A 17,505-nucleotide genomic window follows, 5' to 3' on the forward strand; every position below is an offset into this window, starting at 1 on the left:
GGAAGGCCCCGCTTGGATGGTCGTTGATAAAGTTCGACGTTCTCATGAAACCGGCTTTTTCAACGCTTCCGGGCCTCCTTTCGCCAAAAGGGGCTTTGATGATGGATGCTCGATTCGTCGAGCAGGTGGCCGATTTGATGCATGACACGGCTTTTTTCATCAAAGACGCCGCAGGGCGTTATTTGATCGTGAATCAGTCGCTCGTGGAGCGGCATGGTTTGAATGGCAAATCGCAGATGATCGGTAAGCGGCCCTGCGATGTGTGTCCCGGTGACTTCGGCCGCATTCCCACCGAACAGGACGCGCAGGTCTTGCGCACCGGAAAGCCGATCATCGAGCGCCTGGAGCTGTTCTGGCGTCGCCCGCATGTGCCCGTGTGGGGGCTCACTAGCAAACTGCCCATCCGCGATGAAAACGGCCGCGTGACCGGCCTCATCGGCATTTCCAAAGATCTCACCGCGCTGGTGAACCGCGAAGAAGTGCCGCCCGCCGTGGCGCTGGCTTTGCGGCATCTCGAGCGCTCGTTTGATGAAGCGGTGAGTCCGTCCTCGCTCGCCAAAAAAGCCGGCATGAGCGCCGCACGCTTCGCGCGAGTCATCAAGCGCATCCACGGCATCAGTCCGATGCAACTCATCACCAAAACGCGCATCAGCGCCGGCTCGCGGTTGCTGCTGGAAAGCGATGCCTCCATCGCCGAGATCGCACTGAACTGCGGCTTTGCAGATCACAGCGCCTTCACGCGGGCGTTTCGAGCCGTGACGAGCTATTCGCCGAGCGAGTATCGGCGGCTGAAGCAGGCCGAGTGAGGCTGACCTCGTCATGGCTTCAGATGCCGCACGAGGAACTCCATCCGCAAACGTGAGCCATACGGCGTCTCGGCCGCGCCATGGCCTGCGCCGGCGATCGGCATGAAATCGAAGGTCTTCCCGGCTTTCTGTAGCGCGGCGACCACTTGCGTCGTGCTCGCGGGATCGACGTTCGTGTCGAGTTCGCCGACGATGAGCAGGAGATGGCCTTGGAGCTTGTGGGCGTCTTCCTTGTTCGAGCTTTTCACATAGGACTCATCCACCGGCCAGCCCATCCATTGCTCGTTCCACCAGATCTTGTCCATGCGGTTGTCATGACAGCCGCAGTCGGCGACGGCCACTTGGTAGAAGTCGTGATGATCGAGCAGTGCACGCATCGCATTCTGCCCGCCCGCGCTGCCGCCGTAGATACCCACGCGGCTCAAATCCATCCACGGACGTGTTTTTGCGGCTTCTTTGATCCACAGCTTCCGATCCGGAAAACCCGCGTCCTTGATGTTCTTCCAGCAGACATCGTGGAAGGCCTTCCCGCGATGATTCGTGCCCATGCCGTCCATTTGCACGACGATGAAGCCAAGCTCGGCGATCACATGATGTCCCATCAACCGGCTGAACTCCTTCGGCGCAAACGAACCATGCGGACCGGCATAAATGTTTTCCACGATGGGATACTTCTTCGCTGGATCGAAGTTCGACGGCTTCACGATCACGCCGTGGATGTCTGTTTTGCCATCGCGACCCTTTGCCACGAAGTGCTCCGGTATCGTCCAGCCCGCCGCGAGCAGCGCGGAGGCATCTGCCTTCTCCAAATCACACACGAGGCTGCCATCGTTACTGTGGCGTAGTTCCATCAGCGGTGGCATGTCAGCCCGTGACCAGGTGTCGATGAAAAACTCGCGATTCGGCGAGAACTCGACGCGGTGTTTGCCATCACCTGAAGTGAGCTGTTTGAAGCCGCTGCCATCGAAGTTCACGCGGCAGAGATGCTCGTGATACGGATCTTCCTTTTCCCGCAAACCACTCGCGAGGAACCAGACCTCCCGTTTCGCGTCATCCACATGCAAAACCTCTCGCACTGGCCATGCGCCCTTCGTGATCTGATTCTTCACCCGGCCGTTTTTCGAGTCGTAGAGCCACAAATGGCACCAGCCATCGCGCTCGCTCATCCAGATCAGCTCATCGCTAGCATGCAGCCAGTGCCGCCAAGTTTTGCCGGAGTAGTGAACGAAGGTCTTCGACGTTTCCTCGACCACGACCCGAACGGCGGCGGTCTTCGGATCCACCGCGAGCACGCGGTAGAGCTGATGGCCGCGTTGGTTGTAGTTGAAGTAAAACTCGCTGCTGTCCGGCGCCCACACCGCATCGAGTTCGCCGCTTTCGGTGAACGGATTCTGGTAAAGATCACGTGGCACGCGGATCTTCGTGCCATCGCTCTTCTCGATCACCCACTGTGGCTTCGGGAGCGGATCGCCGGGCTTGATGTAGTCGATGACCTTCAGCTTCGGCTGCACGCTGTCGTTCGGCTTTGATTCGACGATCGTCACCTTCCGTCGCTCCACTTTCTCCGCCTCGGTGAAGACCACGCACGAGCCATCCGGCGAGCGGAAACCGCGCTCGGGCTTCTTCGGTGCCTCCGTCTTGGCCTTCGAGAGGCCTTTGCCATCAATGATGAAGGTCTGCACCTGCGCTCCACCTTCCACCACGGCGAGATGCTCACCCGTGCGACTCGTAATAAGCCACACATGACCATCAAAGGTGTGCTGCTCGCGCTCCGTTCCTACACGAACGCCGCCATAACGCACATGACCGCCTTCTTGATTGATCCAGTAGAGCTCCACGTCCTCGCTGAGCTGGTTGATGAACTTCAGGCCGGATGACTCGCCGGTGCGCCGTGTGCGTCGCAGCTCGATTTTCATCGTGGAGGTCTTCGTGGCCTCTTTCTCCGGCAAACCCAGCGCCTTGAGCGTCGCGGCGGTCTTGCGGCTGCCCTTCGTGGCATCGATCAAAACAAACTCCGACTTCCCCGGCGCCGTCTGCACACGATACCAGAACGTTTTGCCATCCGGCAGCCAGTTCGCCTGCACTCGGTCTCGGAAGACTTTGTTCTCCGTGCGCTTGGGAAAACTGAGCGCAGCCTCAAAGTCGGCGGCGAAGGCCGAAAGGCTCAAAGTGAGGAAAAGAAGCGATTTCATGCGATGCCGAATTGAAATGGGTCCGCCGGATCGAGCAACAACGTCGATTCGGCCGTGATAAACGCTTCTCCGGTGATCGTGGGGATGATGCCGCGTTCACCAGCCTCGTAGCTTCCTTCAAACACACTGCCGAGGATGCTTTCCTGACGCCAAACCTCGCCGGGAGCGAGTTTTCCGTCCGCAGCCAGACACGCGAGCTTCGCGCTCGTGCCCGTGCCGCAGGGTGAGCGGTCATACTCGCCTCCAGGGCACAAAACGAAGTTCCGGCTGTGATTCGCGGCATCTTGCGGCGGACCAAATAGCTCGACGTGATCGACTTCCGGGTAGCCTGCGGCACGAACGGCCTCGCGCATCGCTAAACTGGCCTGCGTGAGCTGCGGGATGTTTTTCAGCGTGAGATCGAGTCCGTGATCAGCGACGAGAAAGAACCAATTTCCACCCCAGGCGACATCTCCGGTCGCTCCACCGGCCTTCACGCCCTTCGCTTGTCGATACGACGGCACATTGCGAATGCTAACGCGGCCATCGTCATGCAGCGTGGCGGTGACGATGCCCACGGGCGTCTCCACGCGATGCTCGCCAGCCGAAATACGTCCGAGGTGCTTCAGCGTCGCGATGAGGCCGATCATGCCATGCCCGCACATGCCGAGCAGGCCGACGTTGTTGAAGAAGATGACGCCAGCGGCACACGACGTGTCTTTTGGCTCCACGAGCAGGGCACCGACGATCACCTCATGCCCGCGTGGCTCGCAAATGATCGCACGACGATGCGTTTCGAGCTCCGTGGTGCTGACGCCACTCAAAACGACGCGTGTGGGCTCGCCGCCGGTGTGGGAGTCGATGATGGGAATGCGTTTCATGGGCCGCGCAGTGTGCCGGAGGGCCGCAAAGGCATCTTGGCTGATTCCGGCAGCGCTTTCGTGAAAACGCTCAAAGCACGTTGTTCACGCTTTGGCGTGATGGAGGCGCTCAGGGCACGCTAAAGCGTGAACAACGTACTCCAATGCCTGCGTGACATGCGAATCACTGGCCACAGACCGTTTTGACGACTTCATCCAGCAGCGCGGCATCCATCTCGGTGAGGTGGCAGCGCTCGGGGAAGCGGCCTTCCTTCACATCGGCGACGTATTCGCTGAAGGCGGCGATGCGCTCGTTCTGCAGGCGGCGGTTCTCTTCGGCGAAGTTGCGGTAGGACTTCGCGTGGCGCGGGATGCGCTCGTCGTAGTCGCCGAGGATGTCGCAGGAGAAAAGGAACTGCGTGTCGCAGCCAGTGCCGGAGCCGAGGGACATGAGCAGCATGCTCGTTTGCTTCGAAAGCCACGTGGCGAGGTTGTGCGGCACGATTTCGATCTCCGCGGCATAGGCACCAGCGTTTTCGAGGTCTTTCATCTTCTGGTAGATGGCCTTCGCTTCATCCACGGTCTTGCCGAGGCTGCGGTAGCCAGTCCAGGTGACATGACGCGGCACCATGCCGATGTGGCCGACGACGGGGATGCCTTCGCGAGCCATCGCCTCGATCAAAAACGGACTGCCGGAGCAATAGACGGAGCTGGCACCCATTTCGAGAGCGCGGAAGCCGGTGCGGATGGCCTCTTCCTGCGTGGCCATGCCATGCGGCGTGGAGCCGGAAAGGAAGGCCGTGGGCGCAGCAGCGACGAGCAGCGGCAGACGCGCCTGCGCCTCCGGCGAGTCAAAGCTACAGCTCATGAGATCGATCCCCGCTGCCTCAGCGGCCATGGCCTCCTGCGGTGACTTCACGTGGATGTGCGTGAGCACGCGTTTGCCTTTGAGCTTACGGAGATCGTGAACGGTGTATTTTTTGCGCGGGCGGACCATGCGCTTTCATTATCGGAAAGCGTCTCAGGATGCAACGCGGATCATCACGCTGGGCGTTTCGCCAGCGCATCGCGGATGATTTTCAGCACCTGCTCGCGCTCGGCTCCGGCGAGCGTGAGGCGCGGCTCACGGACCCACTCGGCACCGAGACCGGTCTCCTGGCAGAGGAGCTTGATGTATTGCACGAAGTGGATGTGCGTATCGAGCTTCATCAGCGGCTGGCTCCAGCGGTAGAGCGCGCGGCATTCGTCCCATTTGCCCGCTTGGGCGAGGTCCCAGAGCTGTTGATTTTCCTTCGGGAAGGCAATGCCGCTGCCGCAAACCCAGCCATCGATGCCGAGGATGGCGGATTCGAGGAAGAGATCGTCCACGCCGGTGAAGATGCGGTAGCGATCCCTGGTTTGATTGCGCAGCTCGGTGATGCGGCGGGTGTTGGCGCTGCTTTCCTTGATCGCGAGCAGGTTCGGGATGTCGGCGAGTTCGATGAACATCTCCGGCGTCACATCGGTGTGGTAGCCGACGGGGTTGTTGTAAAGCATCCAGGACAGCGGCGTGGCTTTGGCGAGCGTGCGGAACCAGTGCTGCGTCTCGCGTGCGTCACTTTTATAAACCATCGGCGGCATGATCATGAAGCCGGATGCGCCGAGCTTTTCGCAGTCCTGCATGTAGCTGATGGCGCTGCGGGTATTCATCTCCGCCACGCCGCTGATCACCGGCACGCGGCCAGCGGCCACTTCGACGGCGTGTTTGACCACGGCACGCTTTTCATCCTGCTGGAGGCACTGATTTTCACCCAGAGAGCCGCAGACGATCAAACCGGACACACCGACGTCGATCTGTGCCTGCCAGTGCTTGGCCGAAGCCGCGAGATCGAGCGACTGATCCGGGTGGAGCTGCGTGAGGACTGCCGGGAAGACACCGGACCAAAAGTTGGATTCCTGATTCATGGGTCCGCATTCATCCGTCACGAATCCAGCAGGCTCTTGATTGCTTTTTGGCCGCGAACCTGCCATTTCAGCCAATTCATGGCCACCACCGACCTTTTCATGGATCACGCTGTCACGGAGGCGCTTTTCGATGCGCTGCCGGATGTCGTCTTTTTCATCAAGGACGGCCTAGGGCGCTATGTCGTCGTGAATCAGACCATGGCGGCCCGCTGCGCCGGTGGCGACAAAACGAAGCTCATCGGCAAAAAGCCCACGGAGGTCTATCCGGCACCGCTGGCGGCCAGTTATGCCCGGCAGGATGAGTTGGTGCTGAAAACGGGCAAACGCGTGGAGCATCAGCTGGAACTGCACATCTATCCCGGCGGCAAAGCAGGCTGGTGTCTCACCACGAAGCATCCGCTGCGTGACGCCAAAGGCCACATCATCGGCGTGACCGGCATCTCACGTGATTTGAATGCCCCCAGTGACAAAGCGACCGGTTTTGCCGAACTGGCCTCCGCACTGCGGCTGATGCAGACGCGCTTCACCGAAAGCCTACGCATCGAGGACATCGCCACGAAGGCCGGGCTGAGCGTGTATCAGTTCGAGCAGCGTGTGCAGCGCCTCTTTCAAATGAGTCCACTGCAGCTTCTGCACAAACTCCGCCTCGACGAAGCCACGCGGATGCTCCGCGAGACGGACAAATCGCTCGCCGACATCGCGCTCGAGACCGGCTGGTGTGATCAAAGCGCCTTCACCCGCCACTTCAGCCGCTATGCTGGCATGAGCCCGGGGAAATTCCGCGCGCTGCAGAAGGACGCTAAGAAATGATCAAGCCATCAGCGCCTTCACCGGCTTCGCCGGATTGATGCCGATGAGTTTGCCGTCGAGGCCTTGCGTCTTGAAGCTGAAGCGATCCGCGTGGAAGCCGAGGAGGTGCAGCACGGTGGCGTGGAAGTCGCTGATGTGGAGCGGGTCTTTGACGATGTTGTAGCTGAAGTCGTCGGTTTCGCCGTAGATGGCACCGCCTTTGGCGCCGCCGCCGGCCATCCACATGCTGAAGCAGCGCGGGTGGTGGTCGCGGCCGTAGTTTTCTTTGGTGAGGCCGCCCTGGGAGTAGATGGTGCGGCCGAATTCGCCGCCCCAGATGATGAGGGTGTCGTCAAACATGCCGCGCTGCTTCAGGTCCTCGATGAGCGCGGCGCAGGGCTGATCGACGTCTTTGCACTGGCTGGGCATGCGGCCGCCGACGTTGCTGTGGTGGTCCCAATTGTTGTGGTAGAGCTGGATGAAGCGCACGCCGCGCTCGGCGAGTCGGCGGGCCATGAGCACGCTGTTGGCAAAGGAGCCGGGCTTCTTCGCGTCCTCGCCATAGAGCTTGAAGATGTGCTCGGGCTCCTTCGAGAGGTCGGTGAGCTCCGGCACGCTGGCTTGCATGCGGAAGGCCATTTCATACTGCGAGATGCGCGTGGCGGTCTCTGGATCGCCGAGTTGCTGGTAATTGAGCTCGTTGAGTGCGTTGAGGCCGTCGATGGTGCGCTTGCGCACGCTGTCGGGCACGCCGGGCGGGTTGTTGATGTAGAGAATGGGGTCGCCCTTGCTGCGGAAGGACACGCCAGCATGCTCGCCGGGCAGATAACCGCTGCTCCAGAGGCGCGAGGAGATGGCCTGCTCCTGCTCGCGGTTCGTCGGCGTGGCCACGAGCACGACAAAGGTGGGCAGGTTCTCATTCGTCGATCCCAGGCCATACGAGGCCCAGGAGCCGAGGCAGGGGCGTCCGCCGATCTGATTGCCTGTCTGCATTGCCGCGATGGCAGGCTCGTGATTGATGGCCTCCGTGTGCAGCGAGCGCATCCAGCAGATGTCGTCGGCCTTCTTCGCCAAATTCGGCAGCAACTCGGTGTTCATCATCATGCCGCACTGTCCCGCCGCGCTGAATTGGAATTTCGACGGCGCGATGGGGAATCGCGCCTGCCCGCTGGTCATCGTGGTGAGTCGCTGGCCGTTGCGAATGCTATCCGGCAGGTCCTTGTCATACCACTTCATCATCTCCGGCTTGTAATCGAACAGATCGATCTGCGAAGGCCCGCCGACCATGTGCAGGTAGATGACGCGTTTGGCCTTCGGGGCAAAATGCGGCCCGGAAGCCTTGTGCGACATCGCCGCATTCGCGAGCGACTGGCTGAACAGCGAGGTCAACGCGGCTCCACCGAGGAGGTGGGAGCCGGACGTGAAGAATTGGCGGCGTGTAAAAGAGTTCATGAGTTTCAGGTTTAAAGTTTCAAGTTGGTTGGCGGGCGGGCGCTTTGGGATTGGATTGGAATTTGCGGCCTTTGATCTCGGTTTGTTGGAGATACTTCATGAAGCCGTCGAGCATGCGGCTGACTTCGAGGCAGCGGTCGTGGAGTTTCCGCCAGTGATCCTCGGTGATGTATTCCTCGTCCAAGGCGACGTAGAGCTGTGAGCGAACTTCGCCGCAGGAGCCTTTGGAGTGGCCCAGGAATTGAACAAACTCTTTGGAGCTTCCTCGTTCAAAACCTTCAGCGATGTTCGAGGTGATCGAAATGCACGCGCGGCGAATCTGATCCTTCAAGGAGTAGTCTTTTCCAAATTCACCCTTCCGCGAAGCTTTGTAGATCAAACGCGTCAGCTCCCGGCCCTTCTGCCAGGCGAGAATGTCCTCAAACTTTTCGATCTTGGCCATAAGCGTTCGATTTCGGTGAACTTGAAACTTTAAACCTGAAACTTGAAACTCCGCCCCGCTACTTGTTGAGGACCTCGTCCAAATTGAAGAGCTGGTTCGTGAGCATCGTCCACGCGGCGAGCTCGTTTTTCGCGAGCTTCGCATCCACCGGCGATTCGCCGACTTTAAGCAGCGCTTCGGCATCCGCGGCATTCTTCGAGTAGTGATCACGCAGGTCTTTGAGGCTCGCTTCGATGATTGGCTTCTCTTTGGCCGTGAGCGGGCGGCAGAGGATGCGCTCGGCGATGTAGGAGAGTGGTTCCTTCGTGCTGAGCGCTTTCTCCGCGAGCTTGCGGGCGGCTTCGACGAATTGGGGGTCGTTCATCGTGACGAGGGCTTGGAGCGGGGTGTTGGTGCGCTCGCGGCGGACGGTGCAGACTTCGCGGCTGGGGGCGTTGAAGACTTCCATGTTCGGCGGCGGGGCCATGCGCTTCCAGAAGGTGTAGAAGGTGCGGCGGTAGAGGTTTTCGCCTTTGTCCTGCACGTAGTTGCGCGTGTCGCCGCCGGGCAGGCCGACGACGTCCCAGATGCCTTCGGGTTGATAGGGTTTGGTGCTGGGACCGCCCATTTTCGTGGAAAGGAGGCCGCTGGCGGCGAGCGCGTAGTCGCGCAGCATCTCGGCATCCATGCGGAAGCGCGGACCGCGGCTGAGGAGCGAGTTGTCGCGGTCTTTTTCGAGCTTCTCGGGCGTGGTGGCCGCCATCTGACGGTAGGTGGCGCTGGTGAGCATGAGCTTGAAGAGCTTCTTCACGTCCCAGCCGCTCTCGCGGAACTCAACGGCGAGCCAGTCGAGCATCTCGGGATGACTCGGAGCCGCGCCCATGATGCCAAAGTCCTCCGGCGTCTTCACGATGCCCTGGCCGAAGAGTTCTTGCCAAAAACGATTCACCGTGACGCGGGCCGTGAGCGCATTGTCCGGCGACACGAGCCACTGTGCGAGACCGAGTCGGTTCTTCGGTGCTTTTTCGGGCAGCTTGCCCAAAGCGGCGGGCACAGCGGCCTCGACGCGTTCGCCAGGCTTGTCGTAGGCGCCGCGGGCGAGGATGTTTGCCATGGGCATGACGTTCATGACTTCCTCCTGCACATGCGTGATGGGGCTGCGGGCCTTGATGGCCTCTTTTTCGGCTTCGAGCTTCTTCGCGGTGCCGTCGTGCTTCATCCACTCGGTGTCGCGGGTGGCGAGGTAGTGGGCAAAGAGCGCATTCCGCTGCTGCGGCGTGCGTTTGTCAGTCGCCGCGGCGAGGATGGCACGCAGCGGGCCGACATCGGCGAGCGTCTTGATCTCCGTCTCGCTGAGCTGACGGTCATACACGCGGGCATCCTGCACGCTGCCATCGGCGAAGACGGCCCCATCGCTGCGCTGGCCGATTTTCATCGGCACGGTGGTGCGGATGCTGGCCTTTGGCTTGATGGTGTTCGTGTTCACGATGAGGCGCTTTTGCAGCACGCCATTGATGTAAATCTGGATGCCGTTGGCCTTGCCGCTGCCGTTGTAAGTCATGAAGACATGCTGCCACTCGCCCGGTTTCAGAACCGCATCACGCGTGGTGACCTTGATGGCGTTGTCGCTCCATTTATCGACAATGTGCACGGACACAGCGCGATCACTTTGCCAGAGGTCCCAGCCGCGATAGCCGTTCTTCTCGTCCATGCGCGACATGATGGCTCCAAAGACGCCGTTGCGTCCTGCTTTGACCCAGGCGCCGTAGCTGAACTTTTGATTCAACTCGAAATCACCCGCGTCGCTCACTTCAAAGGTGCTGCCAGGCTTGATCACCGGTGCAGGGCCGAGCTTGCCACCGGGCGTCCACGAGATCTGACCAAGCGCTTTGGCCTTCGCCGGCGTGCCGCACACGTTTGCCACATCATTGCCGACGCCTTCATTGAGCGGCAAATGCACCTGCAGGCCCTTCGTGGGCACATCCTGGTCGAGATGCTCCGGCTTCGCGGAGGCCAGCCAGGCATTGAAATCCTTGCCAGCGGCCTTTTTGCGTTCGTCGCGCTGCTTCGTGGCCTCGGCGATCTCGGCGGGAAGCTTTTGCCAGCGCGGCTTGTCTTGCTCGCTCGGGATCACGAGCACGGGGCCGCGACCGTCCTTCACATTGCCATCTTTGGCCCCCTGCGTGGTGTTGCGGAAGAAAGCAGCCAGCGAGTAGAAGTCGCGCTGCGTGATGGGATCAAACTTATGATCGTGGCACTGCGAGCAGTTCGTGGTGAGGCCCATGTAAACCCAGCCAAGCGTCTGCACGCGATCCACGGCGTAGTTCGCGAGGTTTTCTTCATCAATCGTGCCGCCTTCATTCGTGGTGATGTTGCAACGCTGGAAGCCGGTGGCGATGAGCTGGTCATCCGTGCGGTTCGGCAGCAAGTCGCCCGCGATCTGATCGAGCGTGAACTGATCAAACGGCTGGTTCGCATTGAAGGCCTTCACCACCCAATCGCGGTAAGGCCACATCTCGCGGTAGTTGTCGAAGTGCAGTCCGTGCGTGTCGCCGTAGCGTGCCGCATCGAGCCAGTAGCGGGCGCGGTGCTCGCCGTAGGCCGGAGATTTCATGAGCTCATCAATGAGCGCGCTGATCTGCGCATCGGTCAGACGCGTCGGACTGGTCGGACCCGTCGGACAGTAACGGGCCAGCAGCTCCGGCGAAGGCGGCAGCCCCGTGAGATCCAAACTGATGCGCCGCACCAGCGTATGTGCATCGGCCTCAGGAGCCGGTTTGAGGCCCGCTTTGTCCAGCGAGGCCAGCACGAAGCGGTCGATGGGCGTTTTCACCCACGATCCATCCTTCACAGCTGGCAGCGCGGGCTTTTGCGGAGGGATCAGGCTCCAATGTGGCTGCCACGGTGCACCTTGTTCGATCCACGCTTTGATCATCGCGATCTGCGCGGGCTTCAGCTCCTTGTGGCTCTCCGGCGGCGGCATGATCTCGTCCTCATCGGTCGAAAGCAGGCGCTGGTAGAGCGAACTCGCCTCCGGCTGGCCTTTGATGACGGTGGGCTCTTCGCCCTTCTTCGCGGTGAAGAAGCCCGCCTCGGTGTCGAGCCGCAGACCGGCCTTCCGCGTGCCCGGATCAGGCCCGTGGCAGTGAAAGCACGCATCCGCGAGGATGGGCCGGATGTCCTTGTTGAACTCGACGCCTGCGAAGGCGGCGGCGGGCACGAGAAGGGTGAGGGAGAGGGTTTTGAGCATGATATGAAAGTGCTGGTGGCCGGTATGATTATGCTTACGCAGGCCAGATACGATTTTTTGCGCTCAAAGGCATGCCTTTCTTGGCAAAAAATGTGTCTTATCTTGCACTGAACACCGGCGCGTGACGGGCCTGAGTGATCTCTTCGATGCTTTGGCCGAGGGCGAGGATACGTTCGTCGGCGTTGGCGGTGCCGATGAGGGAAAGGCCGACGGGGAGGCCATCCACGAGGCCCATGGGCAGGGTGAGATGCGGGTATCCGGCCACGGCGGCGGGTGTGCTGGCGACGCGCACGTCAGCATCGCCTTTTTTCAGGTCGATGAGGCCTGCGGGATCGTTCGTGGGACAAATCAAGGCGTCGAGAGCATGCGCTTGCAGCGCGGCGTCGATGCCATCCGGGCCGGCGAGTTGCCGGGCGAGCTTTCTTGCCTGCTCACCGGCGGCGATGATGTCGGGCGTGCCGAGTTTTTCAGACTGCTCGAAGAACTCCTGGCCGAAGTGCGGCATCTCGGTGTCGCGATGCGCTTCGTTGAAGGCGATCAATTCGGCGAGCGAGCGCACATCGCCGCCGCGTTGCGCGAGATAGGCGTTCAAATCGGCGCGCAGCTCGATGAGCATCGCTTTGAATGCCAAACCGCCGGCCTCGCGGGCATTGGGCAGCTCGACGGGATCAATCAGGATCGCGCCAGCGTCACGCAGTTGCTTCAGCGTGGCTTCAAAGAGCGCGAGCACCTGCGGATGGCTGCCGCTTTGCTTTCGCAGCACGCCGAGGCGGATGCCTTTGAGCGAAAGAGGCGATGGCGCGGTGAAATCATCCGCGAGCACCTGCATGAGCAGCGCGGCATCGCGGACGGTGAGCGTCATCGGCCCTGCGGTGTCCTGATGATGCGTGATGGGGATGATACCCGCGCCGCTGATGCGGCCGAGAGTTGGTTTGAAGCCGACGATGCCGCAGGCGCTCGCAGGGCTGACGATGGAGCCGTTCGTTTCCGTGCCGATGGCCGCGGGGGCGAGTCCGGCGGCCACTGCGGCGGCGGAGCCGGAGCTGGAGCCGCTGGCGCTGTGCGTGAGCTTGTGCGGATTGCGCGTGAGGCCGCCGCGCGCGCTCCAGCCGCTGGTGGAATTCGGTGAGCGGATGTTTGCCCACTCGCTGAGATTGGTTTTGCCGAGAATGACGGCTCCAGCAGCGCGAAGTCGTGTCACCAGCGCCGCATCGCGTGCGGGTTTGTGATCGCGAAGCGCCAGCGAGCCTGCGGTTGTCTGCATGGCATCGGCGGTTTCGATGTTGTCCTTGATCAAAACGGGCAAACCGCGCAAAAGGCCGGGTTTGCATGCAGCAGTGATGGCTTTAGCCTCGGGATTGAGCTCGATGATCGCGTTCAGCTTCGGGCCTGTGCGATCGATGCGCGCGATCCGTTCGAGAAAATGCTCCACGAGCAGCGGTGGCGTTGTTTGCCTTGTCTGCAGCATGGCCGCGAGATCAGCGAGCGTCGCGAAGGGAAGGGGAGCGCGATGTTTGTGCGAGCAAGACAACGGGGGTAACACCATTGCGGCAGATTGAAGCAGGCGGCGGCGTTTCATGAAACGAGAATGCGTCAGAGCAGCCATGCGTTCAAGCCGGCCACGCTTTGTCGCATCAACTCAGAGCGACACGGCTTGGGAGCCGTTGCGGGCGGATTGGAGGCAGGCGTCGAGCACGCGTTGTGTCAGCAGGCTGATCTGGGGCCAGTGGTGGTCGATTTTGCCGGACAGGACGAGTTCTGAGAAGGTGCGGAAGAGACCACACTCCTGCGAGCCTGGAGCATTGTTGCTTGGTTCGTCGAGCGTTTCGGTTTCGCAGCCTGCATGCATGTCCGCACGGCAGCCGTCGATGACGAAATTCGAGCGCGTGAGGCTGAAGCGGGTTTGCGGACCGGAGAAGGGCAGGACGAAGTCGGAGACTTGCAGCAGGCCTTTGGAGCCGCTGACGACGGCCCATTGGGCGTTGGCGGTGGTGAATGAGCAGTAAAACGAGGCGCTGGCGCCGTCGGCATAGGTGAGCGTGCCGGAGAATTCGATCGGGACAGGGGGCGAATCGGTGGTCTGTCTTGTTTCCGCATGAATGCGGCCCGTGACCTGGGTTGGCACGGCGTAGTTCATGGCCCAGAGCGTGAAGCGCAGGCAGTACCAGCCGAGATCACCGAGGCAGCCGAGCGGTTCGAGCGTGCCATGTGCGCGGATGTTGGTGCGTTGGAACTCCTCATCGCTCAGGAAGCTGAACTGAGTCGCGATGTGACGAATTTTGCCCACGTCGCGGTCCACGACCTCGCGCAGGCGCTTCAACCGGCTGCCGTGCATGAACATGACACCGTCCATGAACTGCACGCGATGTTTTTCGCAGGCGGCGATCATCTCCGTGACATCGGCGGCGTTTGCGCCGACGGGTTTTTCCGCCAGCACATGTTTTCCGGCCTTCGCGGCGCGGATGACCCACTCTTTGCGCAAGCCGGTGGGCAACGGGATGTAAACAGCGTCGATGTCCGTGCGGGCGAGCAGCGCCTCGTAGCTGTCCATGGCTTCCGGCACGGCCGCATGCGGGGCGCTGGCCTGGCATTCGGCGATGAAGCTTTGCGCACGGGCGAGATCACGGCTGGCGACGGCGACGAGCGTGGCGTTGCCGGCGTCGCGGATGGCCTGCCAGTTTTTGCGGGCGATAAAGGCGGCGCCGAGAATGCCCCAGCGACAGAGTTTGGTGTGCATGCCGGTGTTGTTAGATGGATTCGGTCACAGCATCAACCCGAAGCGCGCAGCGACGGTGCGGAGCAAGGCGAACAGGCCGATCGTGAGCACGGCGCTGGCACCGAGGGCACCGTAAAAGCCCCACCAGCGCTGAAACGCCGGGAAGAGCAGGAACATCGGCAGCGTGGGAAGCACATACCAGAAGATGTACCACATGTGGTCCGCGGTCTTTTGAGCACGCACGTCAGGGGCGCTCTCGAAGTGGACCCAAAAGAGCGTGATGATGCTGACAAAGGGCAGCGCGGCGAGCAGCGCGCCGGCCTTGTCACTGCGTTTCACGGTTTCGCTGACCAGTGTGATGATGCCGGCGCTGAGGAGGTATTTGATGAGGAGTTTGAGGGTCATGAGCGGGTGGTTTTGAAAAAGGTGTAACGATTTCCAACGCGCAGGCTTTCCCGTGGCAACCAGATCATGCGCACGGGCGTGATCGCCACCCACACCCACGAAATGAAAGCGAATCATCAACACCCCATCCTCACCCTTGTGCTGGCGGCGTCCCTCGGGGCGCATGCCGAGGCGCAGGCACCGAAAAAACAGCCGCCACCACCGCGCAACACACCCGCAACCCAGGCCGGGCAGCCGGCCCCCCAGCCTGCACCGCCCCCGCTGAGGCAGCCTGCGGTGCGTCCGCAACCAGCGCAGGTGCCGCCAATAACCGCCAACGAGCGACAGCCGCGGTTCGGTGATCCGCTGCCAGGGCTGACGCGCCGCGAACTGCAGGAGTTTCGCGATGGCAGAGCTGACTTTGAGGCGGTGGAGACGGAGGCCAGCGGGCTGGGGCCGATCTTTAACAACACCTCATGTGTGATTTGTCACATTTCCCCTGCGGTGGGTGGTGGCGGCACCATCAACGTCACGCGCTTCGGCCGTACGGAGAATGGTGTCTTTAATCCGCTGGCGACGCTTGGCGGCTCGTTGCTGCAAGATCACGAGATCAACGCGGCGCTGCATGAGGTGGTGCCCCCGGAGGCCAATGTGGTGGTGCAGCGCAACACGACGCCTCTTTTCGGCGCGGGACTCGTCGAGGCCATCCCGGACGCGGAAATCCTGCGCAATGTGCGTCGTCAGCCGGTGGACGGAGTGCTTGGCAAGGTGTCACGCGTGCAGGACGCGGCGACAGGGAGGAACATGATCGGGCGATTCGGCTGGAAAGCCCAGCAGGCGACACTGCTGAGTTTTTCAGGCGATGCCTACCTTAACGAGATGGGCATCACGAACCGCCTGTTCCCGGTGGAGAACGCGCCGAATGGCAACGCGCAGCTACTCAGCCAGTATGACACGGTGGCCGATCCCGAGGACACGCTGGATGCGCAGGGCAGGGAGACATCGACCGGCTGGCGGAGTTCATGCAGTGGCTTGGCGCTCCGCCACGCCTGCCGCTGAACGTTTCCTCCGCCGCAGGCAGGAATGTGTTTCAGGCCATCGGTTGCGCGATCTGCCATGTGCCGGTGATGTTCACTGGTCCAAACCGTTCCGCGTCACTGCGGAACAAGGAGGTCTGGCTCTATTCCGACCTGCTGCTGCATGACATGGGCACGCTGGGCGACGGCATCGCTCAAGGCACCGCCGACGTGCGCGACATGAAGACCGCGCCTTTGTGGGGCTTGCGCGCCAGCGCGCCCTATCTGCACGACGGACGCGCTGCGACGGTCGATGAGGCGATCAAGGCGCACGACGGGGAGGCGAAGGCGTCGAAAGATCGCTATCTGAAGCTCACCCGGCAGCAGGTGCAGCAATTGCTCGACTTTTTGGGCACGATCTGAGGTGTGTTTGACAGAATCATGGTGTGTGAAGCAGGCAGCGATGCCTGCTTCACTTTTTTCTTCCAGCGGTCAGCGTTTAGACGATGCTGGCGGTTTCCCTTTCGCCGGGGCAGGAGCCTTGCCGCAGCGCGATAGCATGAAAACCACCACCAGCAGCACGACAGCCGCGGCGGCGATGATCATGGGCTTCTTGTTTTTTTCCAGGGACGACTGAGTCGGCGGCTTGCGCGGAGGCGCGAACCCTTTGCGCGGCGAGGGCACCACATTCGTGGGGCGCTTCGGCTGCGGCGGTCGCGCCACATGCGGTCCGGCCTGGATGGGAATGGTGCTGGAGGTCGCGTGGCGGGCGCCCTGCTGGGGAACCGGCAGCACGACGGGCGAAGACGGCGGCTGCGGGTTCAGACTCACCGGCGGCGTGGTGGGGGCCAGCGCCGCCTGTGTTTCCGAGCGCGGGGGCAGTTCCGGGAGCGGAGGCGCCTCGCGCCGTTCGAACAAATCGCGCGCGGCGGCGGCTTTGCGCGGACGCTGCTCGGGATCGACCGCGAGCAGATGCATGACCCAGGCGCACATCCAGGCGGGCACGTGCGAGGCGAGTTTTTGCAGCGGGGCCAGGTCGTGGCTGATGTGCTTGAGGCGCAGCTCTTTCAAAACCTTGCCGTCAAAAGGCGGGCGCGCGGCCAGAGCCTCGTAAAGCACGCATCCCAGCGCGTAAACATCCGTGCGGCGGCGGGTGGTGCCGTCCTGCCATTGCTCCGGCGCGGTGCAGCGATAGGCGCGGATCTGCTCCTCCTTACTGTCGTCACGCGCGGCGAATCCCTGGCCGAAACCGTGCAGCGTGACCCGCCATTCGGAGGCGTTCGCGCCTTTGATGCGCACAAATTCCGGACGCAGGCTGCCATGAACCACGGCTTGCTCGTGCAGCGTGTCCAGCACGCTCAAAAGCTGCAGGGCCACGGTCTCAAACTCCGCCTGGGTCAAAGGTCCGCGCTCCAGCATCTCCGCCAGCGATTCGCCGGGCGGAGGTTCCTCGGTCACGACGAAAAACCCCTCCTTGTCCGTGCCGAACTCGACCACAGGCTGAAGATGCGGGCTGTCAGTGTGGGAGACCTGCATGAAGAGCTCCTTCAGCCCCTCGATTTCCTCCTTCTTCTGCGTCTTGAAGCGGCGCAGGCAGGATTCACGCCCGCGTTTCTTGTCACGGACAAGAAATAGCGTGCTGGAGGTGTCCTCTTCCAGCGGGCGCAGGATTTCAAAATTTGATGCCATTCGGAAA

General features: G+C 61.6%; 15 protein-coding genes. 4 read left to right on the top strand and 11 right to left on the bottom strand.

All coding sequences use genetic code 11. The features are described from left to right. Nucleotides 1-44: 44 nt before the first annotated feature. Complete coding sequence (locus tag ACILSE_RS18795; protein ID WP_395718970.1) at nt 45-806, top strand: helix-turn-helix domain-containing protein; 762 nt, start codon at nt 45-47, stop codon at nt 804-806. 11 nt (nt 807-817) lie between these two features. Here ACILSE_RS18795 and ACILSE_RS18800 read toward each other — a convergent pair whose 3' ends face one another. From ACILSE_RS18800 to ACILSE_RS18815, 4 genes are all read right to left on the bottom strand, one after another. Beyond that, nucleotides 818-2,998 (bottom strand): prolyl oligopeptidase family serine peptidase, encoded by a 2,181-nt coding sequence (locus tag ACILSE_RS18800; RefSeq protein WP_395718971.1) that lies wholly within the window; start codon nt 2,996-2,998, stop codon nt 818-820. Next, nucleotides 2,995-3,858, bottom strand: a complete 864-nt coding sequence (locus ACILSE_RS18805) for a proline racemase family protein (RefSeq protein WP_395718972.1) — start codon at nt 3,856-3,858, stop codon at nt 2,995-2,997. The genes ACILSE_RS18800 and ACILSE_RS18805 overlap by 4 nt, the downstream gene beginning before the upstream one ends. Before the next feature lie 163 nt (nt 3,859-4,021). Next, a complete protein-coding gene (locus ACILSE_RS18810) occupies nt 4,022-4,834 on the bottom strand; it encodes a 3-methyl-2-oxobutanoate hydroxymethyltransferase (RefSeq protein ID WP_395718973.1) in 813 nt (270 codons plus the stop codon). 44 nt (nt 4,835-4,878) lie between these two features. Further along, on the bottom strand, nt 4,879-5,781 hold the full coding sequence (locus ACILSE_RS18815; protein ID WP_395718974.1) for a dihydrodipicolinate synthase family protein: 903 nt from the start codon (nt 5,779-5,781) through the stop codon (nt 4,879-4,881). A 78-nt stretch (nt 5,782-5,859) separates the two neighbouring features. Between ACILSE_RS18815 and ACILSE_RS18820 the strand changes: the two genes are divergently transcribed. Further along, entirely contained in the window at nt 5,860-6,591 is a 732-nt protein-coding gene (locus tag ACILSE_RS18820) for an AraC family transcriptional regulator (protein ID WP_395718975.1), read from the top strand. Here the strand turns inward: ACILSE_RS18820 and ACILSE_RS18825 are convergent, their stop codons facing one another. The 6 genes from ACILSE_RS18825 to ACILSE_RS18850 all read right to left on the bottom strand — a co-directional run bounded on the left by ACILSE_RS18825 (nt 6,592) and on the right by ACILSE_RS18850 (nt 14,814). Further along, nucleotides 6,592-8,022: a DUF1501 domain-containing protein gene (locus ACILSE_RS18825; RefSeq protein ID WP_395718976.1), complete on the bottom strand. Its 1,431-nt coding sequence runs from the start codon at nt 8,020-8,022 to the stop codon at nt 6,592-6,594. Between the two features lie 19 nt (nt 8,023-8,041). Continuing rightward, nucleotides 8,042-8,464: a four helix bundle protein gene (locus ACILSE_RS18830; RefSeq protein WP_395718977.1), complete on the bottom strand. Its 423-nt coding sequence runs from the start codon at nt 8,462-8,464 to the stop codon at nt 8,042-8,044. Nucleotides 8,465-8,522: 58 nt separating this feature from the next. Further along, nucleotides 8,523-11,693: a DUF1553 domain-containing protein gene (locus ACILSE_RS18835; RefSeq protein ID WP_395718978.1), complete on the bottom strand. Its 3,171-nt coding sequence runs from the start codon at nt 11,691-11,693 to the stop codon at nt 8,523-8,525. 97 nt (nt 11,694-11,790) lie between these two features. Beyond that, nucleotides 11,791-13,272 (bottom strand): amidase, encoded by a 1,482-nt coding sequence (locus tag ACILSE_RS18840; protein WP_395718979.1) that lies wholly within the window; start codon nt 13,270-13,272, stop codon nt 11,791-11,793. 60 nt (nt 13,273-13,332) lie between these two features. Further along, entirely contained in the window at nt 13,333-14,430 is a 1,098-nt protein-coding gene (locus tag ACILSE_RS18845) for a Gfo/Idh/MocA family protein (protein WP_395718980.1), read from the bottom strand. 24 nt (nt 14,431-14,454) lie between these two features. After that, complete coding sequence (locus ACILSE_RS18850) at nt 14,455-14,814, bottom strand: DUF3147 family protein (RefSeq protein WP_395718981.1); 360 nt, start codon at nt 14,812-14,814, stop codon at nt 14,455-14,457. A 102-nt stretch (nt 14,815-14,916) separates the two neighbouring features. Between ACILSE_RS18850 and ACILSE_RS18855 the strand changes: the two genes are divergently transcribed. Then, nucleotides 14,917-15,852, top strand: coding sequence for a di-heme oxidoredictase family protein (locus tag ACILSE_RS18855; RefSeq protein ID WP_395718982.1), 936 nt, complete (start codon nt 14,917-14,919; stop codon nt 15,850-15,852). After that, nucleotides 15,816-16,232 carry a di-heme oxidoredictase family protein gene (locus tag ACILSE_RS18860; protein WP_395718983.1) on the top strand — a complete coding sequence of 139 codons (417 nt, stop codon included), beginning with the start codon at nt 15,816-15,818 and terminating at the stop codon, nt 16,230-16,232. The genes ACILSE_RS18855 and ACILSE_RS18860 overlap by 37 nt, the downstream gene beginning before the upstream one ends. 69 nt (nt 16,233-16,301) lie before the next feature. Here the strand turns inward: ACILSE_RS18860 and ACILSE_RS18865 are convergent, their stop codons facing one another. Further along, nucleotides 16,302-17,498 (bottom strand): serine/threonine protein kinase, encoded by a 1,197-nt coding sequence (locus tag ACILSE_RS18865; protein WP_395718984.1) that lies wholly within the window; start codon nt 17,496-17,498, stop codon nt 16,302-16,304. Nucleotides 17,499-17,505 lie beyond the last annotated feature (7 nt).

The sequence above is a fragment of the Prosthecobacter sp. genome, assembly GCF_044236155.1.
GTDB lineage: Bacteria > Verrucomicrobiota > Verrucomicrobiia > Verrucomicrobiales > Verrucomicrobiaceae > Prosthecobacter.